Here is a 24,105-nt window from a genome sequence, read left to right on the forward strand (position 1 = left end):
GTTCATCGCTCACCCCCCTCATCTCCCAACGACCCCCGAGAACTGGGAAAACTCATCCCAATCACTAACATAAGGATCATCAAAACAATACCCACCCTGTAAGCAAACCAATGGATCGAAGAGACGGAGTTTTGCCCTTCCAGGTTGACAGCATCTGCAATACCGCTGATCATGCCTGCTACCTGTCCCGATTCCCAGTAGGGCTGCAACAACGGCCCTGCCTGGGCGCTGAGGATTAAAAGAATCGGTACATCGGGTTTCAGGCTCTTGATTTGCTCAATCCAGGCCATCACACCCTCATAATCATCCCCTAGAATCAAAATTGCATCAAAGGGCTTAACGGGCAGGGTCAGCGCGAACTCCGGTTCGTTTTCGCCCGGTAAGGTCTGGCGCGCAAGCCCATAAGCGCCAAAAGACCCTACCGGATAGTACCCCAGATCCGTCACAACCCGTTGATCAACCAGAGTCGCTTCCTCAACCAGGAGATCAAAAAGTAAACGCCCGGCAGGTGCTGATGAGAGCGTCGATACCTCAGCGCCTGCCTCGAAAATTCCTCTGAGGATTGGCGTGGCGATCAACGTCATTTCGCCTGAAAATGCTGCTGAATAATCCATCACCAGCAATACTTTCGAATTTTCCTGTAATCCGCCCACCCATTCCACCATATCTCTCATGTGGGGGGCTGCTACTCCGGAGACCCTTTCCCCGGGGCGTCCCATAAAAAGGACCAGGCTCAAGATCGTGATCAACAAAAACCCGATTCCCAGGCGTAACCCGCGGTTAAGCGCCGGCCTGTCCGAGGTGTGCGCAGGGCGTTTCTCCTTGTCGGAGCGCATCGTCGCGGCGAGCTGATCTGCTCTTGCCTGCTCTTCGCGGCTGATGGACAGTGCCATTGCTTCGAGCTGGGTGCCTTTGATGTCGTCAAGGATAATTTCTCGGGTAGCCTGCTCAGAACCCTTCGATATAGCCGTCTCCTTTGTGTCTTCGGCACGACCTGCTTCATCAACAGGAGCCTCTTCCACAAGCTCTTCCATTGTTTGTTCGCCGTTTTCCAACGCAACCAGCCAGTGCAGCAGGCTATCGCCTTCCCTTTCTGAAAGGATCTCCTTTGCATCCTCAGCTTCAGCCGGGCGATGCTTCTTTCGGATGCGCCGGAGCCAATTTTCGTGCATAGAGCCAGAAGTGCCGACCTCCTCCGAATCCTCGATCTCATCAGGGACTTGATCGGGCGGTTTTTTTTCAACCTCACCCTGAATTTTCTGCAAAACCGATCGCAACTGCAGCTCCTGATCCTCTTTTTGTGCCGTTTCAAGGCTTGCCCGAGCTGCGTTGATCTTCTGGGTGATCTCGCCAATCGAATCTGGTTCAGTTTGTGCACGTTGCCGAATGCGATACAACCACTCCGGCACTTGCGGCTCATCATCAGGTTGTTCTGCATCTTCCAAAATTTCATCATGATCAGGTGATGGGGGAAACTCCCCGTCAGCCCCGTCAAAAAGTTGGTCCTGGTCTTCATCCTGCTTGAGGGAATGCAGTAAATCGGTGAGGTGCTCCTCATCCCCTGCTAAATCGGGCTGATCATCTCGGGGCAAATCGACAGGGACGACGCCCTCCAGGGATGCTTCACACAGCAAGCATTTTTCTGTACCAAGTGGGTTTTCTGCACCACATTCAGAACAAATCAACACAAGCATTACGGCCCATCCTCATAAGGGCGATCCATACCCAGTAAAACCCGCAACCCAACAATCAATCCACCCAATGCAATTCCGATCAGTATGCCTCTCAGACCTGCCAGTGGAAGTCGGCGGACAAATTCAAGCCATTCAGCGCCCGCTGTACCGTTCGCAGGGTTCAGGTAATGCAAATTTAGGATCAGAGAGATCAGAGCACTGATTAAAAACGATGCCGACATGAGCGTCCAGCCCCGGGTGCGAATAATCCGTAAGCTGGCGAATAGCATGGTCACCGTCAGGATAGCCAACAGGCTGGTCTCTACCGGGATCTGGATGTTGAGCACCCAGTTACGGAAAAAGGCGCTCTCCGAAGGTAAGAAAAACCCGATGCCGACGGTGACCAAAAAAGCCACCAGGACGATCAGACTTAACAAGCTGCCCTTTTGCCAGTGTGCAACCCGAACAAGATGCATTTTGAGTAAATACCCGATCCCGATCACGCCAGCCAACCCTATCAGCAAAATCCCCCACTCGATCAGCAACCCTGTGAGATTTGCCAGTTGCGCCTGGAAAAAATATCCCGCCAAAACGGTCAGCCCAGTCAGGCTGGCGACCAAAATTGCAATAATTCGCTTCATAAAACACCCGCCAGCGTCAATCCTGCTGCAACCACCAGCAGTGTAATCAGTAAAACACGAAGGATGTCCTCGCTGATCCAGGCTGCCTGAAGAGAAGGCGACCGATCCATCAAACCGGGCAAAAGAAATATTTCCTCGCCAATTAATAGATCACGCGTGGTTAAAAACAGGGCTGCCTGGGCGCTGATGGATCCGGCTGCAGCAAAGGGATGCCCCCCTTTTATCTGCGCAGCTTCCAGGATCAAAGCTCCCATCGGGCCATAGTGCCCGAATAATCCCACAGAACCCGGGGAATGCAGTCCCATCTCCCCTAAAAAGCCCGCCAGGAAGGCATACGGTGTGGGTCCGGTTAAGATCAAATTCAACGCCGATGAATAGCCGCCCTGGTAGGTGCCGCAAAGAATTTGGCGTGCAAATAAGGCGAGCTCCCCGGTGCCGGCGGCAAAGACCTGTGTTTCCTGGGCGCCCAGGTCTGTCTCCGCAAGGCTGGCGCTCACAGAAAGAGCATGCAATCCCAATGCCGGGTAAGACCGCGACCAGAACCGGTCCCCTAATGCAACCTGGCTTTGTTTGCCCCCTTCGAGGGAGCGCACACGCTGCTTAACAAAGGCGTTAACCGCCGGGTTAACCCGCACTGCGTATCTGCCACGCCGTGAAAATAGAAGACTGAAAAATAACAGCAAAACGACAGCCAGGCCGATGATGACCCACCCGATCTCAGTCCAGGTCATGCCCCGGTCTCCTGTAAAAAGGTTTTGAACTGGTTAATTTCATCAGGGTCTCCCAACAAGTTCAACAGCTTCGCATAAGTAAGGCCAAAAGGTGTGGCTTTTAACAACGGAAAACCCAGAAACATACTTTGGGCAATCAAAGGCAACAGGGGCTGAAAGAAATCCAATAATTCGCAGGCTGGCGATATCCATCCCCTTTTTGCAAGAAAACGCTTCCATGTGAGCCAGTCAGTATTCTGCATAACAAAAGTATAACATAAGGGCGCGAAAAATTAATCCCATAAACTCTTCATTTTCATTTGATGAAGACGCAGCGACGACCTGGTGATCTCCAATTGAATCCAGCTTCAAGTATAATGGGTTTGATGGAACAAAAATTAAAGGTTATGACGATATTTGGCACCCGCCCGGAAGCTGTTAAAATGGCGCCGGTGATTAAAGCCCTGCGGGAACATCCAGATCACATTGATATCACGGTGTGCGTCACTGCCCAGCACCGCGAAATGCTCGACCAGGTCCTGCAGGCATTTGACATCATCCCGGATATCGACCTGGATTTGATGGATCACGACCAGACACTTCCCGAGTTGACCGCTCGCATCTTCACCCATCTGGACCCTGTGCTGCTTCAAATCCGTCCCGATTGGCTGCTGGTCCAGGGGGATACCACGACGGTCATGGCAGCAGCGATTCTCGGGTATTATCGCCAGATCCGGGTGGGTCACATTGAAGCCGGGCTGCGAACCCACGATAAATGGCAGCCCTTCCCCGAAGAGATGAACCGCCGCATCGCTGGTGTGGTGGCAGACCTGCACTTTGCCCCAACAGAAAACAATCGCCAGAACCTCCTGCGAGAGGGCATCCCGGATGAGATCATCAAAATCACCGGCAACCCGGTCATTGACGCCCTGAAGATCATCAGCCAGCAACCAGCCCCTCCGCAGGTGGATCAACTGCTTGACCAAACCGGCGTGTCCGCTGGAAAGCGCCGCCTGGTGCTGGTGACTGCACACCGCCGGGAAAACTTCGGTCAACCCATTCTGGATATTTGCCTGGCTCTCAAACGCCTGGCACAGGCTTACCAGGATGAAATTGTCATCGTTTACCCGGTTCACCTCAATCCCAACATTCATGTACCGGTCCACCAGGCGCTATCTGGTATCGATAACATCCACCTGCTGCCGCCCCTGGATTACCTGCCCCTGGTCCACCTGATGAAACACGCCACCCTGATCCTGACCGATTCGGGCGGCATCCAGGAAGAAGCACCGTCGTTTGGTGTTCCCACCCTGGTCTTGCGCCAGCGCACCGAACGCCAGGAGGGCGTACAGGCGGGCACTTTGAAACTGGTCGGTACAGATCCAGACACCATTTTCATGGAAGCCCTAAAACTGCTCGATGACCGCGCGGCTCATGCTGCCATGTCCGGGGCTGTTAATCCCTATGGCGATGGGCATGCGGCTGAACGGATCGTTGCCGCGCTTTTGGCTTCACAGACGGGGTAGAACGTGACAAAAGCAATCGATACCCGATCGGATGATAGGCTTTCATGAAGACTCAAATCTGTCTGGTGCCTGAGCTGACCGGGTTGGGTGGAACAGCCTCCTTCCAGGCCAGAATGATTGCCGGACTGAAGTCTCGCGGCATTCCCCATACCTTTAACATCGCCAGCCCAGAGAATACCGCCGTTCTTGTCATCGGCGGCTCCCGGCAACTTTTAAAGCTCTGGCAGGCCAAACGCCGTGGTGTGCGCATCATTCAACGGCTCAACGGCATGAACTGGATTCACAGGCTGGAAAAGACTGCCCCGCGTCTTTTTTTAAGGTCGGAGGTCAATAACCAGGTCCTGGCTTTCATCCGCCGCCACCTGGCAGATGGCATCGTGTACCAGAGCCACTTCTGCCATACCTGGTGGAACAGGGTCTATGGGTCTCGACCGATCCCCCACCAGGTCACTTATAACGGGGTGGATCTGCAAGAATTTTCTCCCAACGGGCCTGAAACTCCACCAGAGGATCACTTTCGGATTCTGCTGGTGGAAGGGCGCCTGGTTGGCGCTTACGCCCGCGGGCTGGAAACCGCCGTAAAACTGGCCAGCGCAGTCAAAACTAACTGTGGAAGACCCCTTGAATTGATGGTTGCCGGTGATGTTAATGACGAAATGAAAGCCCGTGCCTACAGCCTGGCGCCTGATCTGTGGATTACATGGCGCGGCGTGCTCCCCCGCGAGGACATCGCCGCCGTTGACCGCTCTGCTCACGTGCTGTTCAGTGCTGATCTCAACGCCGCCTGTCCCAACAGTGTGATCGAAGCGTTGGCTTGCGGCACCCCGGTCCTGGCTTATGATACCGGCGCACTGGCTGAACTGATCCAGGACGGTGCCGGAAGGGTCGTGCCTTACGGTGCTGATCACTGGCGGTTAGAAGACCCGCTGATTCCGCCCCTGACTGAGGCTTGCGTTGAAATCCTGCAGAATAACCCCGCCTACCGGGCACGCGCGCGCGCCCGAGCTGAAGCCGTATTCAGCCTTGAAGCCATGCTTGCCGGCTATCTGAATGCCCTGGGGGTTTCATGAGTACGTTTGCAGGGAAGGTTGGCGTGGTACAGCGCGTTCTGGCTGAATACCGGGCGCCTTTTTTCAACGCCCTGGGCCAGGCTTGTCCTGGCGGATTGGAAGTCTTCGCTGGCGAGCCTCGCGATGACGAAATGATTAAAACCGCAACCTCCCTCGATTCTGCCCATCTTATCCATGGAAAAAACCTGCACTTGTTGAAAAGCAATTTTTATCTGTGCCTGCAATTCGGTTTGCTGCGCTGGTTGAAGCAGTTTAACCCCGATATCCTGATCGTTGAAGCCAACCCCCGATATTTACGCACTCCTGCTGCCTTGCGCTGGATGCGCAAACGGGCTCGCCCGGTGATCGGTTGGGGTTTGGGCGCGCCGCCGATATCCGGGCTGCTGACCGGATTGCGCCGTCGGCGACGCACACACTTCATCAGCCAGTTTGACGCCCTGATCACCTACAGCCAGACCGGTGCGGATGAATACGCCCGTTTGGGTTTTCCACCCGAGCGCATCTTGATTGCCATCAACGCGGTGGCTCCCGCACCCACTCACCCGCTGCCTGTACGCCCTGTACCAGCCAAAGATCAGCCCGAGCGAGTCCTGTTTGTTGGGCGACTGCAAGCGCGCAAACAGGTGGATCAATTGCTGCGCGCCTGCGCTCAACTGCCAGAATTATTACAGCCAGACCTGGTAATCGTCGGTGACGGACCCGACCGGGAGCGCCTGGAAAACCTGGCTGAGGAGGTCTACCCCCGTGCGGTGTTCACCGGTGCCCTGTACGGCGCCGAACTGGCAGAACAATTTCGTGAAGCGGATCTTTTCGTCCTGCCTGGCACCGGCGGGTTAGCGCTTCAGCAGGCCATGAGCTACGGACTGCCCTTGATCGCCGCCGAAGCTGATGGCACCCAGGCAGATCTCGTTCGCCCGGAAAACGGCTGGCAAATTCCGCCCGATGACCTGCCCGCCCTGGGCGCAGCCCTCTCCACAGCATTGAGAGATATCCCCATGCTGCGTAAAATGGGAGCTGAGAGTTACCGGATTGTGTCCGAGGAGATCAACCTGGAGAAAATGGTTGCTGTATTCATCGAGGCGCTCAAGCGGAGTTTGCCATGAGCACACATATCTTGTTGATCGCTGATGGTCGCAGCCCTACGGCACAAAGCTGGATCACAAACATCCAGGCGCTGGGTTACTCCGTCAGCCTGGTTTCCACCTTCCCCTGCAACCCACCAGAAGGCATAAGACATTTTTCTATTCTGCCAATCGCTTTCAGCCAACTGAGCTCTTCAGCCCAGGCCGGTTTAGCCGCCCCTGACGGTCAGCCCAAATCCACTCCTGCGCGTAGGCTGATCCGCCATTTTGCCCCGGTCTTGCAACCTCTGCGCTATCTCCTGGGTCCGCTGACGGTCGCCAGGTTTGCCCGTCCCTACCAGGCGCTGGTATCCAGGATCAAGCCCGACCTGGTACATGCACTGCGCATCCCCTTTGAGGGCATGCTGGGCAGCTATACCCCAAAAGGAATCCCTTTCATCGCCGCTACCTGGGGCAATGACCTGACCCTGCATGCCAGCGCCTCGCCTTTAATGCGCACCTTCACACAACGCTGCCTGGTGTGTGCCGATGGCTTTGCCGCCGATACGCAGCGGGACGTGCGCCTGGCGCGCAACTGGGGTCTGCCAGCAGATGTGCCGACGCTGGTCGTCCCCGGCTCAGGAGGTTTGGATCTAAACGCCATATTCGCTGCCCCGTCCTTGGACCCTGACGCATTTGGCTTGCCAGCATCCGGTGTCTTTGTGGTCAACCCGCGTGGCATGCGGCCAAAATCTGTTCATCAGGATGTATTCTTTGCTGCTATTCCTGCCGTCCTTGCTCGCTATCCCGAAGTTCATTTTATCTGCCCCAACCTGGCTGGGATCCGCCAGGCTGAAACCTGGGTCAGCCAATATGGCATTCAAAGCAATACCCACCTGCTGCCCAAACTCTCCCAACCTCAATTATGGTCGCTGCTCAAAACTGCCCGGGTATTTGTTTCACCCAGCAGTCACGACGGCACCCCCAACTCGCTGTTGGAAGCAATGTCCTGCGGCTGTTTCCCGATCGCCGGCGATATAGAATCCCTGCGGGAATGGATTGAAAACGGCATTAACGGTCTGCTGGTAGACCCACGCTCACCCACGCAGCTGGCTGAAGCGCTGTGTCAGGCTCTGGAGGATCAAACACTGCGCCAAAAAGCAACTGAGCACAACCTGGCTCTGGTCAGGCAACGGGCTTCCCAGGAGGCAACTCACCCGCAAATTTCAAATTTTTACGAGAAATTGCTGGGGGATGATCCGACTTCGCGTCGCGCTCCCCGTGCCCTTTAAAGGTTTTATGCGCCTTCGTTCGGGGACGATGATGGTGAGTGGTGAATTGGACTAAGTGATTAGGAATCAGGAAACAGGAATTAGGAAACCTTAAATGGAGAATAGAACTCAGTACTTAGCTCTCAGTTCTAAGCTCTAAGTTCTAAGTTCTATCCCCCACCAGCGATCTCATTCCTTAAACTTCAACACACCCACTTTTTCAAATACCAGCGGTGCCAACCATGAAACCCACAAACCCACCAGCGTGTAACGAATAAACCGCATGGAATAACCAAGGAAATGTGCACCCCGCGGGAGGACCTGTCCCAAGCCAAAGTACAGGATCACCACGCCGAGCAAACCGATCAGAAAGCGCACCAGCCGACGCCATCCGCCTTCATTTGCCAGGAAACGCCCTTTTTTCTCTGAGAGGATTACAAAACCAACCAGCAATCCCGTCCAGGTGCCACCCAGGGTAAAGGTGCCATCCAGACCGAAGGGCGCCACCTGACCAGCACGACCAGCCCATTCAGGATCCATCACCCACCTGGGACCCAAAGCCCAATTAACGACCAGGATCAACAGCATCAACACGACTGTGCTGGCAATCACCAGCCCGAGCCTTGCGCCAAAGGAACGCGCCTCAAACCAGCGCCCAATTTTTTTGGACCAGGCTGCAAACCCCGCCAGCAGCAAGCCGCCGATCAACCAGCCAAACAGTACATCGCCCAGGAAGTGCACACCTAAAACCAGCCTGGAAATCCCGATCAGGAAAATCAGCGCCACCATCGCAATCGAAAACCAGCGTTTCTTAACTTCAACAGCCAGCCAGCCCCATACTGAGATCGCATTTTGAGCATGCCCTGAGGGTAAGCCAAACGAAGTTTCATGAACATGGCAGGTGACTGTGTCACTGATCCAGCAGGGACGCGGTAAGCGGAATAAAAACTTAAAAAAGGCATTAAACCCGTTGCTGAGCAGCAACATCATCCCCACGCGCAGACCCAGCAACTGGTCAAAACTCCAATAAAGGACCGGCAGTAAGAGGATATAAAACAATTCTTCCCCAAAAAACGTAATAACCTTCATGGGCGCCAACAACCATGCCCCCAGGCCTTGAAAAAACTCATTAACCACAATTTGCCAAAGATTAACAGCCGCCATACAAACCTCCTTGAAAAATTAATTCATTAAAACGTCAACTCCAAATCGCCGCATGATTAATCAGCCGGACTGGCTGTCAAACAAATCCTGGACGATGGCTTGCCCTTCCTCCAGGATGCGGTTCAGATGCTCCTGGCTTAAAAGGCTTTCTGCATAAACCTTGTAAATATCTTCTGTACCTGATGGGCGGACAGCCGTCCAACCATTTTCAGTCACAATCTTCAGACCGCCGATGTCAGCATCATTCCCGGGAGCCCGGGTTAGCTTGGCAATGATTTTCTCCCCCGCCAATTCTTCGGCGGTGATCATCTCGGGTGACAATTTTCTGAAAACCGCTTTTTGTTCCGCAGTGGCTTTGCCTTCCAGGCGCTGGTAAAATGCCTGCCCGAACCTCTCCTGCAGTTGCTGATAGATGTGTGCCGGATCCTCTCCGGTCACAGCCAGTATCTCCGCTGCCAACAGGTTCAGGATGATCCCATCTTTGTCCGTTGTCCAGGTCGTGCCATCCCTGCGTAAAAAGGATGCTCCAGCACTTTCTTCGCCGCCAAAACCCAGGTCGCCCGTTAACAAACCCGGCACAAACCACTTGAAGCCCACAGGAACTTCAACCAGGTCCCGGTTGAGGAATTTAGCCACGCGGTCAATCATTGCGCTGGTCACAACTGTCTTCCCCACTTTGACTTTGGCTGCCCAAGCCGGTCGGTTCTGGAACAGGTACCACACCGCAACCGCCAGGTAATGATTGGGGTTCATCAACCCCCCCACGGGCGTCACAACCCCATGCCGGTCAAAGTCGGAGTCATTACCAAAGGCGATATCGTAGCTGTCTTTCATTTCAATTAAGCCCGCCATGGCGTAGGGCGATGAACAGTCCATGCGGATCTTCCCATCGTGGTCAACGGTCATAAAACGAAAGGTGGGGTCGACGTCCGGGTTCACGATATCTAAATCCAAACCATAGATTTCGGCAATCGGGCCCCAGTAAGCAACCCCTGCCCCGCCCAGAGGATCAACGCCAATGCGTACTCCAGCAGTGGAAATGGCTTCCATGTTGACGACGTTCGCCAGGTCTTCCACATAGGGCTGGATGAAATCCACCGGGTGGGTGGTGGAAGCCTTAATTGCCTTAGAGTAGGGAATGCGTTTGACAGCCTTCAAGCCTTCCCTCAAAATCTGGTTAGCCCGATCTTCGATCGCCCTGGTGATCTCAGCACCCGCTGGGCCTCCGTCCGGGGGATTATATTTAAAGCCCCCGTCTCCGGGTGGATTATGCGAGGGCGTAATCACCACGCCATCTGCCAGACCCCGGGTACGCCCCAGGTTGTAGACCAGGATCGAACGTGAAATCGCGGGTGTGGGTGTATAACCGAAACCTTCCTGCAGCATGATCTGGACGCCATTGGCAGCAAACACCTCCAGCGCGCTGCGCATCGCTGGCTCAGACAGCGCATGCGTATCTTTGCCGATGTACAATGGACCGGTGGTGCCCTGCTTCATGCGATATTCAACAATAGCCTGGCTGATGGCCAGGATATGATCCTCATTAAAGCTCCGCGTCAGTGATGTGCCGCGATGTCCCGAAGTGCCAAATGCCACCTGCTGGTCAAAGATATGCGGGTCAGGTCTCTCGGTGTAGTAGGCAGAAATTAATCGGGGAATATCAACAAGCAATTCTCGAGTGGCTGGTTTTCCAGCCAAGGGGCTGATTTTCATAGCATGATCCTTCCAAAAAGGGTTCGACAACGATCCACTTCAATTATACACGGGTCAAGCACCGATTAGCGGTTTTAAATTGTTGGTTATCATCGATAGGCAACCGATTCCCATTGCCCACAGATACCCTATACCAAAGCTCATCTTTACTTAAGATGCATTAAATTGAAGGGAAACCTGGGAAGTTAAAATTCATTTATTTATCAATATAAATTCTTTATCAGAAGAGAGAGAAATAACTGGTTTATTCAGAGCCCTGCAGTATAATGACCTGCTGATTTTAAAATAAACCAGCAGGGCTGTTTGCCTTGCGATAACGAGATTGGAGCTTTTTAATGGCTGAAAAACAAATCACAAGTGTTGAGAAAAATGTTGTGGTAACGATGGATTACCGTTTAGAGGTCGATGGCAAGGAAATTGATTCCGGACCAATTCAATTTCTCCAGGGTCATGGCAATATTATCCCTGGCTTGGAAGCAGAAGTTGAAGGCATGCAACTGGGTGAGGAAAAAGAAGTCCTTGTCAAAGCTGAAGACGCCTACGGCAAATATGATCCCGAGCTGGAGATCGAAGTCCCGTTGTCCTCATTCCCCGAGGATTTTGAGATCAAATTAGGTCACCCGATGCGTATGCAGGATGACAAGGGACATGTGTTTACCGCCGTTGCTATGGGCATTTCCGATGAAATCGTGATGCTCAACCTCAATCACCCCCTGGCAGGCAAGGACTTGCTCTTCAAAACCAGAGTGAGTGCTCTGCGCCCGGCGACTGAGTTGGAAATTGCCCAGGGATGCCTGGCCAGTGCCTGCAGCGGATGCACGTCAAGCAATTGCGGTAATTGCTGATCCATATTTTTAGTGTTTAAGTTTTTTATATCCCTGCGAGCGTTTTGTTGACGTTGCTTTGAGGATGTGATAAAATTTTCTGCACTTGCCCCCATCGTCTAGTGGCCTAGGACGTGGCCCTCTCAAGGCCAAAACCGGGATTCGAATTCCCGTGGGGGCATTTTTTTATTCTCTATACAAAGGTGTTGGCCCTCTCAATACCCCTTAGGGGTACAGGTGCCAAAACCGGGATTCGAACATCGTACCCTTTGGGTATTCCCGTGGGGGCATTTTTTTATTCTCTATACAAAGGTGTTGGCCCTCTCAATACCCCTTCGGGGTACAGGTGCCAAAACCGGGATTCGAACATCGTGCCCTTTGGGTATTCCCGTGGAGTCATTCTTTTATTCAAGCGAATTTTCCAGTGATGTCCCGGCATTAATCGGCGTCGCATATCAAATAAAACAGGGCGTTCACCATGCAACGCCCTGACTTTTCCTAAAACCTGGACGAAAATCGTTACCCGAGCAAAGTTTTTGCCAGCTTGACCGCACGGCTGGCATCTGGGGCATAACCATCAGCCCCAATTTTATCTGCATAACTCTGCGTAACCGGCGCGCCGCCAATCAAAACCCTGACTGCACCTCGTAAACCGGCTGCATTCAGGGCAGTGATGGTGGTTTCCATGTTCGGCATGGTCGTCGTCAACAGGGCAGACATAGCCACAAAATCAGGCTGATGTTCCTGAACAGCAGCAATAAAAGCTTCCGGGGATACATCCGTGCCCAGGTCAACCACCTGGAACCCGGCGCCCTCCAGCATCATACAGACCAGGTTTTTACCGATATCATGCAGATCACCTTTGACCGTCCCGGCAACAATCTTGCCAATTGGCTGGATATCCGCACCCACCAATTCGGGTTTGAGGATTTCCATTCCTGTTTTCATAGCCCGGGCAGCGATCAGCATTTCCGGCACAAAGTATTCGCCCTCCTCAAACAATTCTCCCACCTCGCCCATGGCATTAACCATCACATCCAGCACCTCCCCTGCCGGCACGCCTGCACGTAAAGCAGCTTCAACATATTCCTTAGCCTCGTCGCGCTGCCCTTCGAGGATTGCTGTATAGAGTTCTTTTAACTCGCCATCCATGTTGCTGTTCCTTTCTGTCAAAACACTCGCACCGATCCGCTCCTGAGCGAGGCGATGGCGCTCGACAACACTCCTATTATATAACAATAACCTGCTGGTAATCTGAGACCTTCAGAGTTGGATCGTTTCGATTTCAGCAGTACCGATAACCTGATTTTCTTTCAAGCCAAATAACGCATCCCCTGTATGAGGGCTTTTTGGACGCGTATTCACAACCCCATGACCTTTAGGCAGGTCTGCAGGGCTGCTGTAAAAGGGGTGGCGTTATTTTCGAAGGGCGCGAACAATCACGTACACGCCAAAAGCCAGCAGCACAAGCGGTCCGACAAACGCCAACAAATTCGTCGCCCCCAATGTGATAAAAATCCCTATCAGCAGCAAAATGCCTGCAGGATACAATGCCCATTTGAGTTTGCCCGAGGGTGTGGGAAGTAAGTACAACAAGCCAAAGGTGATCGCTAATCCCAGGAAAAATATACCATCTTTCAAAGCGGACGAGTCCGGGATCAGTTGAGTCACAGCTATCGATAACAAGACGCCCCCCGGGAGCAGTGCCCACCAATGACGATGATTGGAAATATAGATCAATAAAAAGGGCAACCCAACCGACCCTAAAAAGATTGCACTGGTCACGCTCCCTTCATTTTCTCCTAGCCAGGGGCTCACAAATGCATTGATCCCCACACCAATTAAGGTAAAACCAGGAATCAGCGCCCACCACGCGTCAGTATTCGTGATGAAAACCAGCAAGAAAATCAGTCCTCCACCGGCCAACAGCGGACCAATTACCGACTCCAGTTCGAGGGTAACGATACCCAGGTTGGAAAGCAATAGAAGCACACCAACCACAAGCAATAGGATGCCCCCGGTTAAAGATATTAAAAATCTGCGGTTTAGTTTCTTCATTTCCAAGCCTCCTTGCAATCCATGTTCCAACATCATTATAAAGGAAATCAATGCCATTAACAAATACTACTCGTGTTTTTCGGCGTTGCATTCCCAAATTCCACTTGCTTTATAATCTGTAATATAATAGGGATTGCAGGAAAAAATCAAACCTGATGCTAATAAGGAGTCTGAACATGCAGGATCTGGTAAAAGATTGGATGATTGATCTGGTAATTTACATTGACCAGGAAAGAAACGTTTTGGATGCGCTGTCCATCATGCGCCGCAGGTATGTGAACAGCCTCATCGTCAAAATCAACGAAGAAGAAAAACAATACGGGATCATCACCTCCATCGACATATGTGACAAAATCGTTGCGCGTGGGAAAAGCCCGGCAACAACTAAGGTTCAGGAGATCATGACCACACCCCTGATCAGCGTTAGCCCCGATCAAACCATCTATGAATGTGCCAGGACCATGAGCGATTCACATATTCACCAGCTTCCTGTTATTGCAGAAGATGGAACCATCATTGGTATCATCTCGGCGTCAGATTTTCTCGTTGTCGCTGAAGCCCTCGGTCATGGAGATGGCGACAGGCTCCTTCGTTAAAGGAGATAGACCGATTCAATAAAATTTTTAACATCACCAGTGATCACCCGGAGATGTTTACACCTTGTTGAAGATATTACATGCTATAATATCAAACAAGTATCAGATAGGTGAACCGTTGCTAAAACACCGGAATTTTCTACTGGCAGTTCTGATCCTTTCTGGCATGATCGTGTTTGGTTTAGCTTTGCAAGGGTGTCAAATTGAAGATGGAGCACCAGCCTTTGACGACAACCTCAACTGGCTCACTGTAATTGAGACACCGCCAACCATCTTCGAGACAAACTTCGACCAAATCCAGGATCAGACGGAGAGAGAACCAACCGCCCAAGAATTTGATCAGGACGATCAATCATTCTGGCCATCCTTTCCGCCGCCTGCCATCCAGCCTGCCACACCGATTCCGCCGCCCCTCGAAAGGCTGGAAATCGATGATCATATCCTGGTGTGGGTGTTGTTGGGAACAGATACTGAACCGCCTTTCAGCGGAAAAACGCAAGCCATCCACCTGGTTTTTATCAATCCCAGGTTTTCAAAAGCCAGCCTGATCTCCATTCCTGGCGATTTGTACGTTTACATTCCCGGCTTCACAATGCAACGGCTCAGTACCGCTTATGCCATCGGTGGAATTGAAACCTTGCGTACGACGCTGGCTTATAATTTTGGCGTGCTTCCCAGCCGCTTTGTTCTCGCTCACCCGGGTGACTTTCAATGGTTGGTGGACGATATCAATGGGATTGAAGTCACAGTATTTCAACCCATTCCCCATGCATGCGGAGGCATTCCCGCAGGGGTCATCCCGATGGACGGCACTCTGGCACTGTGTTATGCCTCTTACCGTGATGGAATGGACGAAATCAGCCGTATGCAAAGACAGCAACAGCTCTTGCAGTTGATCTTCCATAACCTCACCCATAACGGCAACCTCGCCAAACTGCCCACACTGTTTGCCAGTTACCAGGGCTGGATCAAGACCGATTTTTCACTGCCCGAACTGATGGGGTTCATCCCCCTTGCACTGCGATTGGCAGACCCTGACCGGATTGGTTATTTTCTCATCGGGTGGGACCAGATTTCTCTCTGGGAAGTTCCTGGCTACAGTCAGGCGATGGTGTTTTTGCCAGATCAAGAAGCGATTAAATACGTGCTCGAAACTGCACTGTCCACGATCCTGATTCCCAGTCCGCTTACCAACCAGTTCCAAACCCTGGAGGCACAGCTGATAGCCGCTCAGCAGGCTACGGCAATCTCCTTCCAGCAAAGTACCCCCATACCACCAGACGCGCCAACGCCATCGGAACCTTTAGAATTAACCCCACCCTGGGAAACGCCCGGCGTCTCCGCTACCCCCACAACGCTGGGATATCCGTAAAAAGGTTGAGTATGTTAAAAAACCATCTCAAACACACAAGAAAAATTGTTTTTTCGATCGTTTTGATCGCGTGTGTTGTGGTGGGTTTGATCTCTGCCCGCTATCTTCAAGTCGATGCATACAGCCTTGGATCGAAATCTCCCGACCGCCAGGCGGTGATTACCGTTTCATACACCACGTATGAATGGTGGTTGCTAACCTGGAATAACTCCAAGCTCATCTGCACCATGTATATCGAACACGAAGGCTGGCCTCATCCAGATGAGGTGAAATACTTTTGTGGAGATCAAATTTCCAAGGATTGGCAAGAAACCAATCCCTGCATCTTTTCTGAAGATATTGAAAGTGCTGCACAATGCCCCGGGCTGTATCTTCACCTGGTCAGTGTCACTCCGGGCGAGCGGGAAATCGAAGTGACCCTCTTACCACCCGAAGTTTTTATCGACATTGCCGATTGTGACCCGCAGCCGCCTGAAAATCGTTGCGAAACGCAGCCAAGACTGCACCTGATAGCAGTCGAACCGCTTCCCAACGAGCAGATTATTAGCATCCAGGGTACGATCGGCAACGACTATTTTAGCTGCCAGGGGAGTGAATGCACGGTGCCGTTGCCAGCCACCGGAATCAACGGTGTGCGGGTTACCTTCTGGGCTGATTCCAGCTTTGGGGATTCGACTGAACTGTTTACCGCTCAAATCCGGGTAATTCCCTGGGGCGACTTCGCAGCGCCTGACGTCAACACCGTGGACACCCCCTACTGGTACGTGGATATTCTCAGCAGTCAGTATTTGCGCGATATTGGATCATCATGCTCACAAATTTGGTCTGCATTCCCTCCCGTTGGTGGACCGCCCTTATGGTTGTCTTCGCCTGACCATCCTGATGCACTCATCTCAAGCGAGCCTTATTACTACCTGGCCGGGTCGCTCATCCGAGAAGGCCTGGCTGGCGCCAGCGAATGCCCGGGCGGGGGTTTGCAACCATCCGGCGTTGCCAATCAATGCGGCTTGGATGCCACGCGCGAGTTGATGAACGATTGGCAAAACCAGTTCAACGCCGAGATTGTACGTGTGTCAAAAGAGACCGGTATCCCAGGTCAACTGATGAAGAATATCTTCAGCCGAGAAAGTCAGTTCTGGCCAGGATTCGCAGCCAGCCACTATGAAGCAGGGCTGGGTCACTTAAGTGACATGGGCGCAGATACCGTTTTACTCTGGAATCCTGAATTCTTCAGGCAATTTTGCCCTCTCGTACTGGATACCACGGTTTGCCAGCAGGGCTTCGGCAACTTGGACATCGGCGAACAGGAGATGCTGCGCGGCGCATTGGTGAACAAAGTCAATGCCGCCTGCCCTGAATGCCCGATGGGCATCGACCTGCAGCAGGCGAACTTCAGCATCAGCATCTTTGCTCGCAGCCTGTTGGCAAATTGTGAACAGGTAGGCCAGATCATTTACAACACCACACGTCGCCTTGCTGGTGAGGTAAGCTCATATGAGGACCTGTGGCGATTTACGCTGATCAATTACAACGGCGGCCCGGGTTGCCTTTCTAATGCCATTGAACAAACCTACAAAAGCGGGCATCCCCTGACTTGGGATGCCGTCATCCAGCACATTGAACCCGGTATTTGCCGGATCAGCATCGACTATGTCAACGACATCGCTTATATGCCAGGCATACCCACAACAACCCCCACACCCAGTGTTAGTCCCAATATTTTCCGTCCCACGACCACGCCGACCCCGCTGCCTCAAGAGGTGGTACCGCCGTTCATCATTCAGCTTACGCCAACGCCCACATCGCCCTATGGCGGAGGTTATCCCCCAGCGCCAACCAACGCCTATCCGCACTCCTATCCTTGATATCGGATCGCAACAACATACGCAAAAAAGCCCCCGAATATCCGTGGTCTTTATTGTTAATCCAAGTTGATTGAAAATCTTGATCGAAAATTGTGTTGTTCTATGCTATTTTCCAGAACGCAAAGCTTCAAGCTGTTCCAACATTTCAGCACGTTTTTCGTCGGCGGCACGGTTTACCTCATCCTTGATATGGTTGAAATAAGCCACAATCTCTTTACGGGCGCTGTCGCCTGATGTTGGGGCAAACAAAAGTGCCAATGTACTGCCAACCACACCGCCGATAAGGGCACCAAAAATGAAATTTCCAAATTTTCGCATACTTTCCTCCAAATGTACCCGGTCTGTTGATGAAAATATTATAACGCATCGCCTCATAATTGAAAATATCGCCCCAGTGATTATCAGTAGCTTGCAATCAAATCTTGGAATTTTGTTCTATTTCAGCCATTTTCAATAAAACCCCGGTGTCACGGTTAATCGACAAATTGCAATTGCAAACGAAATCCCGCCCTCTGAAAGAAAGGAATAATGGCTGTAAATTAAGAGGTGATCCTTATGAGGTTTCATAAAACTAACCTGACAGTTTACACTTAGGGACGCGGATTTTATGAGATCACGCGCGAAATCAACACCAACATCCAGAATTGGGGCGTGGTTGAAGGCATGACCTACCTTTTTATTCCCCATACCAGCGCCTCATTGGTGATCAACGAGAGTTATGACGCCACAGCCCGGCGTGACCTGGAAGCTTATCTCGACCACATCGCGCCTGAGGGCGAAAGCTGGTATGTGCACACGCTCAAAGGCCGGGATGATTCCCCTGCACACTTGCGTACCATGATCACCGCCACCAGCCTCACCATCCCGGTTGATGCTGGCCGGCTCAGTTTGGGCCCCTGGCAGGGTGTCTATTTAGCAGAACACCGACGCCGTGCACATCGGCCTGAGGTTTTGCTGCGGGTCTTGTCAGTGGAATAATTTGTTGTAAAATTCTTAATAATTCAAACCCTGACAGCATCGGAATCACTCCAATCAACTTTACACAAAGCAGAACAACCAGCCCGGTGAGCATTTATGAAAAAATCAATCCAGCCCAAAATGATACTAACTTTGATCGGACTGCTGTCGATCACCCTGTCAGCGTGTTTGACAACCACAAAATACTCCCCACAAGAAAGTGAGCCCGTTCCTGAAATGACCACTCAAAACCTGCCACCAGAGAAATTTGAATTACCAGCACCCCTGTTTTACCTGCAAAATGGACAAATCTGGCGCCTGGATCCAGACGCCCAATCCACACAGCAGTTGACGAATGAAAACGCGCCAATCGAGTCCTTTGACCTATCTGTGAACGGAATGCTGGCGTATATCAGCAACAACAGCCTGATCACCAGCGATTCACAGGGGAATAATCGCCAGGTTCTGCGAGCGGGGCCTGCATTACCGCCAATTTCGGACGAGCTGGCACGCCTGAACGATTTCGAGTACATCACTACGGCTCTACGCACACCCTGCTGGTCACCGGATGGACAGAAAATCGCCTTTATTGAAAACGGGTTGCAGATTTTCAATTTAAAAACCGGCCAGGCGGATATGGTTTGGCGCCAATCGACCACATCCAGTAATCCAACCCTGTTCGAAGGCGTGCTCTCCTGGTCTCCTGATGGACGGTTCATCCTGCTCGATCAGTACACCTATCCGATTGAAAACAAATATTACCGCTGGATAAGTCTGCTACAATTGGGTGAATCCTTGCATTTGAATATATCGCCCCAATCAGGAGGGTCTTTCGCGTGGAGCTCCGATGCGGGCGACCTTTTCCTGGCGAATCAAGCGTTTGGATCAGAACAGTCTTTGATGCGCTGCAAGCCAGAAACCGCACAATGCCAAATGATCGCTGAATTTGAACCGGCACGCTGGTACTACCATTATGCCTTTCCCTTCGTCAGCCCTGATGGGCGCCTGCTGGTGTTAATGGGCGCTTCCAATGATCCAGTTCAACAACCACAAGGTCTAAAACTGATCAGCGTGCGCCAGGATGGTTACGGGCGTAACGAACTGCGCCGCGACAGATACCGGGTCGAGTCCGGCCTGTGGGCGCCCGCTGGTAATGGCGTGCTGATTCGCCTGGCACAGGGCACAGACGATTTCCCGGCAGGATCAACCCTTTGGCTGAGCGTGGAAGATGTCCCGGCAGTTCCTCTGCCGCTGCCCAATGCGACCAATCTGCGCTGGGGAGTTGATTAATCAATCATTTCGGCTGCAGTCAGAAGGCATCAACCTGTGTGCAGGACCTGGTGCTGGAATACTTACACAATCAACAGAATATCAAAAAAAAGCTGAGGGACGTTTCGTCTACCGGTCGCAAGCACATCAGGTCAGTACGCCAACCCGATGAAGATAACTACTGCTGCAGTTCATCTTCCGCCGCGCGGTCTTTTCCCTTCAGGATCAATTTGCTCAGCAGGTAAGTCACCGGCAGGCTGATGGCCAGGACAAAGATTGGCGCCAGCGTTTCACTGACCATAAAAAATTGCACAAATACGGTCAGCAAGCCAAGACTCAATAAATACTGAACCAGGTAAACCATGGGAAACAGGGCGAATTTCTTGAATGAAAGCGGGCTGTGAAAGACCACCAGGGAATTATAGAAAAAGGACAGAACGATCCCAATCACATAAGATGCTGAATATGCAATGGGGTAAACCATAATCAGGTTAAAAGCCAAATACAACCCGTAAGTAAGCAAGGTGTTGACCCCACCGCCCAACGCCCACAACAGCACCTGTTTGTGCTTTTGCCACACGTTCTTAATCAATTTCCCGACCTCAGCCATTGATGATGCTGCTTGCCCCCATCACCCTGTTTTTAAAAACCCAATCACAGCCTGTGCCACCACTTCGGCATCGTTCAGGCTCATCACCGGGCTGATGGGCAGGCTCAACTCAGTCTCGGCGATCTCCTCAGCCAAGGGGAAGGCGCCCTCAGGATAGCCAGAAAAGGCGTAGGCTTCGGAGCGGTGTGGCGGGTGCGGGTAATGAATCAGGGTTTCGATCCCTTCCCGTGCCAGGTAGGCTTGCAGCGCATCCCGACGGGTGCACCGCAGCGGGTAAATATGCCACACGTGAGACGACCTCTCCGCCACGTACGGTACGATCAACCCCGGCTCCTTGGAGAAAATTTCAGTGTACCGATCAGCGATTGCCTGGCGGTGACGGTTCCACTGCTCAAGATAGGGCAGTTTAACACTCAAAAAAGCAGCCTGCAGTTCATCCAGACGAGAATTAAAACCCAGTCTTTCATTTTCATATTTTTTCTGCGAGCCATAATTTCGCAAAGAACGCACGGCTTCCGCCAGGACATCATCGTTGGTTGTCACCGCACCGGCATCGCCCAGTGCCCCTAAATTTTTCCCCGGGTAGAAACTAAACCCGGCGGCATGTCCCAGACTGCCGCACATGTGACCCTGGTAGCGGGCGCCATGGGCTTGAGCAGCGTCTTCAATCACAACCAGGTCATGCCGATCTGCGATGGCCATGATGGGTTCCACCGCTGCGGGCTGACCGTACAGGTGCACGGGTAAAAGCGCGCGTGTCCGCTCGGTAAGGGCCATTTCTATCCTGGCAGGGTCAAGATTGTATGTGCGTGGATCGGGTTCCACTGGAATCGGTCGGGCACCGGCATAGGTGACAGCCAGCCAGGTCGCGATATAGGTGTTGGAAGGGACGATCACCTCATCGCCCGCCCCGATCCCATACGCTCGCAAAATCAGGTGCAGGGCTTCCAGTCCGTTGCCTACGCCCACACAGTGCTTCACCCCCACATAAGCCGCAAACGCCTCCTCAAAAGCTCTGACTTCCCTGCCCAGGATGAACCAGCCCGAATCAAGAACCCGCGCATAAGCCTGATCAAGCTTCGCCTGCACTTCTGCGTTGACGGCTTTAAGGTCAAGGTAAGGGATACGGATCATGCGTGCTCTCCACGTGCTGCCAGAAGAAATTCGTCATAATCGTTGAAATAATCATCCAAATCAAAAGGCTCTGAAGCTAACACCAGGCATACCGAACCTGTTGAAAAACCCTTCAACTCACGCCAAATGACAGGCGGAATGAGTAAGCCTTTATAAGCTCGGTTCAACACATACTCACACCGGCTAACCCCATTGTCGATCACCACTTCGAAACTGCCCGAAATTGCGATCAGGAGCTGGTGACAGGTTTTAAGGGCATGCCCTGCTCGAGTAGCGCCGCCAGGTACGTCGTACAGGTAAAACACCCTTTTAATATCAAATGGAACGTGTTGAAAACTCTCCAAAAACGTCAGGGAGCCGCGTTCATCCGAAAATTTTGGTAGATCAATAATCCTGCAAATGGTATCATCAGCACTCATCATTCATTCCAGTCATTGATAGGTGATATTCTGGCTGTAGCGAGCACAACCTCACAAATTATAATCGATTTAGCTCGTTTTTCGATTAAATTCTCTAAGGGTCGCCGTCAATCGAGCAATTCGATTTCAACCACAGATTCCGGCGCGCCGTTTACCTCGTCAAAGATGCGCCAGATGTACTGTCCGATGATTCCCAGCATCGTCAGGGTCAATCCGGATAAAAAAGCCGTCAATGCAAATAGCGATGCAAACCCCGGCACTTCTCTGCCCAGGAAGAGGACATACAAAACTTGGTACAGACCGTACAGGAAGCTGACAATCGCCAGTGTGATCCCAACCCAGGAGATCAAATGCAGCGGGATCACTGAAAAGCCTAAAATTGAGTCGATGAAATAATTGAATTTCTTGGCAAAGGTCCAGCGTGATTTGCCGTGCTCACGTTTCTGACGGGTGTAATTGATCTTTACCGGGGTGAATCCCAGGGAATAAGCAAAAAGGGCTGTGTTGATATTCTTTCCGCTGGCAAGCATATACGGCAGCAACGCCCTGTCCATCAGCGCCAGGTCAAAGCCACCCTTGGGATAATCTTTGATCACAAAGCCGCGCACCAGTTTATAAAACAGGTTGGCAAAGAAGGTCGTCAGGGGAGGATCGATACGCTGCTCCCTGACGCAAATGACAAATTTTTCACCCTTCAGCCAGTAATCAATCATCGTTTCGATCAACTCTGGAGGGTCCTGCAAATCCGCTGACAGGGCGCAAAAACAATCTCCTGTGATATAGCGGTAGCCGGTCTTCTCGGCGCGGATATTGCCAAAATTTCGGGTGAGCTTCACCAGTTTGGTCGCAGGTCGAGCACGCTTGATTTTCATCAGCTCGATAAATGAATCATCGCCTGAACCGTCGTCGACAAAAATCAACTCCAGGGCGACTTCTTTTTGTAGCAGGTTATCCTCCAAACGTTGCAAAGCCTCGAATAAAAACGGCAGTGATTCTGCGTTGTAATACACCGGGATCACAATAGAGAGCGTTTTCATAACATCAATTACCTCTGTATTCCACAAAAGACCGCCAAAGCGGTGTTTGCTTCAAAATCATTATTCTGTGCTTATTCTATCACCTGGGGTCAATTTCGTGTCCGTATAATGACCCAAAGCGAACCACGGGCAAAACGCGTCCGGTTTGTAAACCGCGCTTTCGCTAACTTGACAGGATACGCACCTGAAAGGTATCCTTATCAGCGCGTTACGGCGCCTGTTGCTGAATGCATATCCCTATAAACCAGGACTGCTCCGATGACAAATCCCTCTCAACAACCCAATTACAGCGGCAAATTTTCTTCAATCTATGACCTGTTTTATGCCCACAAAACCTATGCCCATGAAGCAGATTTTGTGCACACCTTGCTGTTAAGGTTTGGCAAACAACCCGCTCAAAAAATCCTCGAACTGGGTTGCGGCACCGGGACGCATAGCTTTCTTCTCGAAAAAAAAGGGCACGAGATCGTGGGCACAGACCTCTCGCCCGATATGATCAGCAAAGCCAAAATCAAAGCAGAAACCATGGGATCAAAGATCAGCTTCTTTGCCCAGGATATGCTCCAACTGGATCAGCCCGCACGCCCCTTTGACGCGGTGATTTGCTTGTTCGATTCGATCTGTTACGTGACGGGTAACGCTGACTTCGAAACCCTCCTGACCCGCATCCACGCGCACCTCAAACCTGGCGGTTTGTTCATCTTCGAATTCTGGAACGCCGCTGCCATGATCCAACACCTGGACCCGATTCGCATCTCGCGGTTGCACGACCAGGAACATGAGTACATCAAGATTTCAGAAGCCCACCTGGATTATCAGCGCCAGCTTTATAAAGTCACCTATACGCTCCTCGAGATCAACCCCGCTGGTCGCTGCCAGACCTTTACCGAAGGCCACGTCAACCGCTATTTCCAGGTCCAGGAGATGGCATACTTTCTAACCCGAGCCGGTTTCACGCCCCTTAAATGGTACGCCGGCTATTCACAGGACGAAACCATCACCGCCGACACCTGGAACATCCTCTGCGTGGCACAAACATGATATCATTTTCTACACTTGGTCAAACCCCTACCTGCCAGGCAAAACCGGGAACCTTGCTGGCTTAGATAGACCAAACGCATAACACATTTTAAAT

The 24,105-nt window shown here is 52.0% G+C and carries 22 protein-coding genes, 1 tRNA gene and 1 pseudogene; 12 read left to right on the top strand and 12 right to left on the bottom strand.

Annotation, left to right across the window (positions count from 1 at the left end; translation table 11 throughout):
* Positions 1-2: 2 nt before the first annotated feature.
* From CFX1CAM_RS09970 to CFX1CAM_RS09980, 3 genes are read right to left on the bottom strand one after another with little or no spacing between them, the layout of a single operon-like run.
* Complete coding sequence (locus tag CFX1CAM_RS09970; RefSeq protein ID WP_087862880.1) at positions 3-1,694, bottom strand: hypothetical protein; 1,692 nt, start codon at positions 1,692-1,694, stop codon at positions 3-5.
* Entirely contained in the window at positions 1,694-2,314 is a 621-nt protein-coding gene (locus CFX1CAM_RS09975; protein ID WP_087862881.1) for a hypothetical protein, read from the bottom strand. Before CFX1CAM_RS09975 ends, CFX1CAM_RS09970 begins: the two co-directional genes overlap by 1 nt.
* Positions 2,311-3,045: a hypothetical protein gene (locus CFX1CAM_RS09980; protein WP_087862882.1), complete on the bottom strand. Its 735-nt coding sequence runs from the start codon at positions 3,043-3,045 to the stop codon at positions 2,311-2,313. Before CFX1CAM_RS09980 ends, CFX1CAM_RS09975 begins: the two co-directional genes overlap by 4 nt.
* 365 nt (positions 3,046-3,410) lie before the next feature.
* Between CFX1CAM_RS09980 and wecB the strand changes: the two genes are divergently transcribed.
* Genes wecB through CFX1CAM_RS10005 form a run of 4 tightly spaced genes read left to right on the top strand, consistent with a single transcriptional unit; the run spans position 3,411 to position 7,973 of the window.
* A complete protein-coding gene (wecB, locus tag CFX1CAM_RS09990; protein ID WP_197687128.1) occupies positions 3,411-4,550 on the top strand; it encodes a non-hydrolyzing UDP-N-acetylglucosamine 2-epimerase in 1,140 nt (379 codons plus the stop codon).
* Between the two features lie 44 nt (positions 4,551-4,594).
* Entirely contained in the window at positions 4,595-5,620 is a 1,026-nt protein-coding gene (locus tag CFX1CAM_RS09995) for a glycosyltransferase family 4 protein (protein WP_087862884.1), read from the top strand.
* Positions 5,617-6,723 (top strand): glycosyltransferase family 4 protein, encoded by a 1,107-nt coding sequence (locus CFX1CAM_RS10000; RefSeq protein ID WP_087862885.1) that lies wholly within the window; start codon positions 5,617-5,619, stop codon positions 6,721-6,723. The genes CFX1CAM_RS09995 and CFX1CAM_RS10000 overlap by 4 nt, the downstream gene beginning before the upstream one ends.
* Positions 6,720-7,973: a glycosyltransferase family 4 protein gene (locus CFX1CAM_RS10005; RefSeq protein WP_087862886.1), complete on the top strand. Its 1,254-nt coding sequence runs from the start codon at positions 6,720-6,722 to the stop codon at positions 7,971-7,973. The genes CFX1CAM_RS10000 and CFX1CAM_RS10005 overlap by 4 nt, the downstream gene beginning before the upstream one ends.
* Before the next feature lie 168 nt (positions 7,974-8,141).
* Here the strand turns inward: CFX1CAM_RS10005 and CFX1CAM_RS10010 are convergent, their stop codons facing one another.
* Positions 8,142-9,116 (bottom strand): phosphatase PAP2 family protein, encoded by a 975-nt coding sequence (locus tag CFX1CAM_RS10010; protein WP_087862887.1) that lies wholly within the window; start codon positions 9,114-9,116, stop codon positions 8,142-8,144.
* Between the two features lie 60 nt (positions 9,117-9,176).
* Complete coding sequence (gene pgm / locus CFX1CAM_RS10015) at positions 9,177-10,829, bottom strand: phosphoglucomutase (alpha-D-glucose-1,6-bisphosphate-dependent) (protein WP_087862888.1); 1,653 nt, start codon at positions 10,827-10,829, stop codon at positions 9,177-9,179.
* A 335-nt stretch (positions 10,830-11,164) separates the two neighbouring features.
* Here pgm and CFX1CAM_RS10020 point away from each other — a divergent pair, with 335 nt between their 5' ends.
* Complete coding sequence (locus CFX1CAM_RS10020; protein ID WP_087862889.1) at positions 11,165-11,674, top strand: FKBP-type peptidyl-prolyl cis-trans isomerase; 510 nt, start codon at positions 11,165-11,167, stop codon at positions 11,672-11,674.
* Positions 11,675-11,761: 87 nt separating this feature from the next.
* Positions 11,762-11,834, top strand: a tRNA-Glu gene (locus CFX1CAM_RS10025).
* Positions 11,835-12,172: 338 nt separating this feature from the next.
* Here the strand turns inward: CFX1CAM_RS10025 and CFX1CAM_RS10030 are convergent.
* Both CFX1CAM_RS10030 and CFX1CAM_RS10035 read right to left on the bottom strand, forming a co-directional pair.
* Positions 12,173-12,805, bottom strand: a complete 633-nt coding sequence (locus tag CFX1CAM_RS10030) for a cobalamin B12-binding domain-containing protein (RefSeq protein ID WP_087862890.1) — start codon at positions 12,803-12,805, stop codon at positions 12,173-12,175.
* Between the two features lie 264 nt (positions 12,806-13,069).
* Positions 13,070-13,711, bottom strand: a complete 642-nt coding sequence (locus CFX1CAM_RS10035; protein ID WP_087862891.1) for a hypothetical protein — start codon at positions 13,709-13,711, stop codon at positions 13,070-13,072.
* Between the two features lie 176 nt (positions 13,712-13,887).
* On the opposite strand from CFX1CAM_RS10035, the gene CFX1CAM_RS10040 reads away from it, so the two are divergent.
* The 3 genes from CFX1CAM_RS10040 (at position 13,888) to CFX1CAM_RS10050 (ending at position 17,544) form a co-directional block, all read left to right on the top strand.
* Positions 13,888-14,307 carry a CBS domain-containing protein gene (locus tag CFX1CAM_RS10040; protein ID WP_162287685.1) on the top strand — a complete coding sequence of 140 codons (420 nt, stop codon included), beginning with the start codon at positions 13,888-13,890 and terminating at the stop codon, positions 14,305-14,307.
* Between the two features lie 118 nt (positions 14,308-14,425).
* The gene (locus CFX1CAM_RS10045) at positions 14,426-15,679 is read left to right on the top strand and encodes an LCP family protein (RefSeq protein ID WP_087862893.1); all 1,254 of its coding nucleotides are present in this window, start codon (positions 14,426-14,428) and stop codon (positions 15,677-15,679) included.
* Positions 15,680-15,690: 11 nt separating this feature from the next.
* A complete protein-coding gene (locus CFX1CAM_RS10050) occupies positions 15,691-17,544 on the top strand; it encodes a hypothetical protein (protein WP_087862894.1) in 1,854 nt (617 codons plus the stop codon).
* Between the two features lie 105 nt (positions 17,545-17,649).
* Here CFX1CAM_RS10050 and CFX1CAM_RS10055 read toward each other — a convergent pair whose 3' ends face one another.
* Positions 17,650-17,862, bottom strand: coding sequence for a YtxH domain-containing protein (locus CFX1CAM_RS10055; protein WP_157891846.1), 213 nt, complete (start codon positions 17,860-17,862; stop codon positions 17,650-17,652).
* A 291-nt stretch (positions 17,863-18,153) separates the two neighbouring features.
* Between CFX1CAM_RS10055 and CFX1CAM_RS10060 the strand changes: the two are divergent.
* Positions 18,154-18,522, top strand: a pseudogene (locus CFX1CAM_RS10060) (secondary thiamine-phosphate synthase enzyme YjbQ); the annotation flags it as partial.
* Between the two features lie 96 nt (positions 18,523-18,618).
* Entirely contained in the window at positions 18,619-19,791 is a 1,173-nt protein-coding gene (locus CFX1CAM_RS10065) for a TolB family protein (protein WP_087862897.1), read from the top strand.
* Positions 19,792-19,948: 157 nt separating this feature from the next.
* Here the strand turns inward: CFX1CAM_RS10065 and CFX1CAM_RS10070 are convergent, their stop codons facing one another.
* The 4 genes from CFX1CAM_RS10070 to CFX1CAM_RS10085 form a co-directional block, all read right to left on the bottom strand.
* A complete protein-coding gene (locus tag CFX1CAM_RS10070; RefSeq protein WP_231940985.1) occupies positions 19,949-20,362 on the bottom strand; it encodes a GtrA family protein in 414 nt (137 codons plus the stop codon).
* 39 nt (positions 20,363-20,401) lie between these two features.
* Complete coding sequence (locus CFX1CAM_RS10075; protein ID WP_087863278.1) at positions 20,402-21,511, bottom strand: DegT/DnrJ/EryC1/StrS family aminotransferase; 1,110 nt, start codon at positions 21,509-21,511, stop codon at positions 20,402-20,404.
* A complete protein-coding gene (locus tag CFX1CAM_RS10080) occupies positions 21,511-21,933 on the bottom strand; it encodes a sugar 3,4-ketoisomerase (RefSeq protein WP_087862899.1) in 423 nt (140 codons plus the stop codon). Before CFX1CAM_RS10080 ends, CFX1CAM_RS10075 begins: the two co-directional genes overlap by 1 nt.
* A 107-nt stretch (positions 21,934-22,040) precedes the next feature.
* Positions 22,041-22,970, bottom strand: a complete 930-nt coding sequence (locus CFX1CAM_RS10085) for a glycosyltransferase (RefSeq protein WP_087862900.1) — start codon at positions 22,968-22,970, stop codon at positions 22,041-22,043.
* A gap of 258 nt (positions 22,971-23,228) precedes the next feature.
* Here CFX1CAM_RS10085 and CFX1CAM_RS10090 point away from each other — a divergent pair, with 258 nt between their 5' ends.
* The gene (locus tag CFX1CAM_RS10090; RefSeq protein ID WP_087862901.1) at positions 23,229-24,011 is read left to right on the top strand and encodes a class I SAM-dependent DNA methyltransferase; all 783 of its coding nucleotides are present in this window, start codon (positions 23,229-23,231) and stop codon (positions 24,009-24,011) included.
* Positions 24,012-24,105 lie beyond the last annotated feature (94 nt).

It is taken from the genome of Brevefilum fermentans (assembly GCF_900184705.1).
In the GTDB taxonomy this organism is placed as follows: Bacteria; Chloroflexota; Anaerolineae; order Anaerolineales; family Anaerolineaceae; genus Brevifilum; species Brevifilum fermentans.

What these genes read in the sequence shown, in the direction of transcription:
- CFX1CAM_RS10080 (WP_087862899.1), bottom strand. Translation starts at nt 21,933, where the DNA reads ATGAGTGCTGATGATACCATTTGCAGGATTATTGATCTACCAAAATTT.
- CFX1CAM_RS10030 (WP_087862890.1), bottom strand. Translation starts at nt 12,805, where the DNA reads ATGGATGGCGAGTTAAAAGAACTCTATACAGCAATCCTCGAAGGGCAG.
- CFX1CAM_RS10020 (WP_087862889.1), top strand. Translation starts at nt 11,165, where the DNA reads ATGGCTGAAAAACAAATCACAAGTGTTGAGAAAAATGTTGTGGTAACG.
- CFX1CAM_RS09980 (WP_087862882.1), bottom strand. Translation starts at nt 3,045, where the DNA reads ATGACCTGGACTGAGATCGGGTGGGTCATCATCGGCCTGGCTGTCGTT.
- CFX1CAM_RS10065 (WP_087862897.1), top strand. Translation starts at nt 18,619, where the DNA reads ATGAAAAAATCAATCCAGCCCAAAATGATACTAACTTTGATCGGACTG.
- CFX1CAM_RS09975 (WP_087862881.1), bottom strand. Translation starts at nt 2,314, where the DNA reads ATGAAGCGAATTATTGCAATTTTGGTCGCCAGCCTGACTGGGCTGACC.
- CFX1CAM_RS09970 (WP_087862880.1), bottom strand. Translation starts at nt 1,694, where the DNA reads ATGCTTGTGTTGATTTGTTCTGAATGTGGTGCAGAAAACCCACTTGGT.
- CFX1CAM_RS10035 (WP_087862891.1), bottom strand. Translation starts at nt 13,711, where the DNA reads ATGAAGAAACTAAACCGCAGATTTTTAATATCTTTAACCGGGGGCATC.
- CFX1CAM_RS10010 (WP_087862887.1), bottom strand. Translation starts at nt 9,116, where the DNA reads ATGGCGGCTGTTAATCTTTGGCAAATTGTGGTTAATGAGTTTTTTCAA.
- CFX1CAM_RS10085 (WP_087862900.1), bottom strand. Translation starts at nt 22,970, where the DNA reads ATGAAAACGCTCTCTATTGTGATCCCGGTGTATTACAACGCAGAATCA.
- wecB (WP_197687128.1), top strand. Translation starts at nt 3,411, where the DNA reads ATGGAACAAAAATTAAAGGTTATGACGATATTTGGCACCCGCCCGGAA.
- CFX1CAM_RS10000 (WP_087862885.1), top strand. Translation starts at nt 5,617, where the DNA reads ATGAGTACGTTTGCAGGGAAGGTTGGCGTGGTACAGCGCGTTCTGGCT.
- pgm (WP_087862888.1), bottom strand. Translation starts at nt 10,829, where the DNA reads ATGAAAATCAGCCCCTTGGCTGGAAAACCAGCCACTCGAGAATTGCTT.
- CFX1CAM_RS10055 (WP_157891846.1), bottom strand. Translation starts at nt 17,862, where the DNA reads ATGCGAAAATTTGGAAATTTCATTTTTGGTGCCCTTATCGGCGGTGTG.
- CFX1CAM_RS10040 (WP_162287685.1), top strand. Translation starts at nt 13,888, where the DNA reads ATGCAGGATCTGGTAAAAGATTGGATGATTGATCTGGTAATTTACATT.
- CFX1CAM_RS10050 (WP_087862894.1), top strand. Translation starts at nt 15,691, where the DNA reads ATGTTAAAAAACCATCTCAAACACACAAGAAAAATTGTTTTTTCGATC.
- CFX1CAM_RS09995 (WP_087862884.1), top strand. Translation starts at nt 4,595, where the DNA reads ATGAAGACTCAAATCTGTCTGGTGCCTGAGCTGACCGGGTTGGGTGGA.
- CFX1CAM_RS10090 (WP_087862901.1), top strand. Translation starts at nt 23,229, where the DNA reads ATGACAAATCCCTCTCAACAACCCAATTACAGCGGCAAATTTTCTTCA.
- CFX1CAM_RS10005 (WP_087862886.1), top strand. Translation starts at nt 6,720, where the DNA reads ATGAGCACACATATCTTGTTGATCGCTGATGGTCGCAGCCCTACGGCA.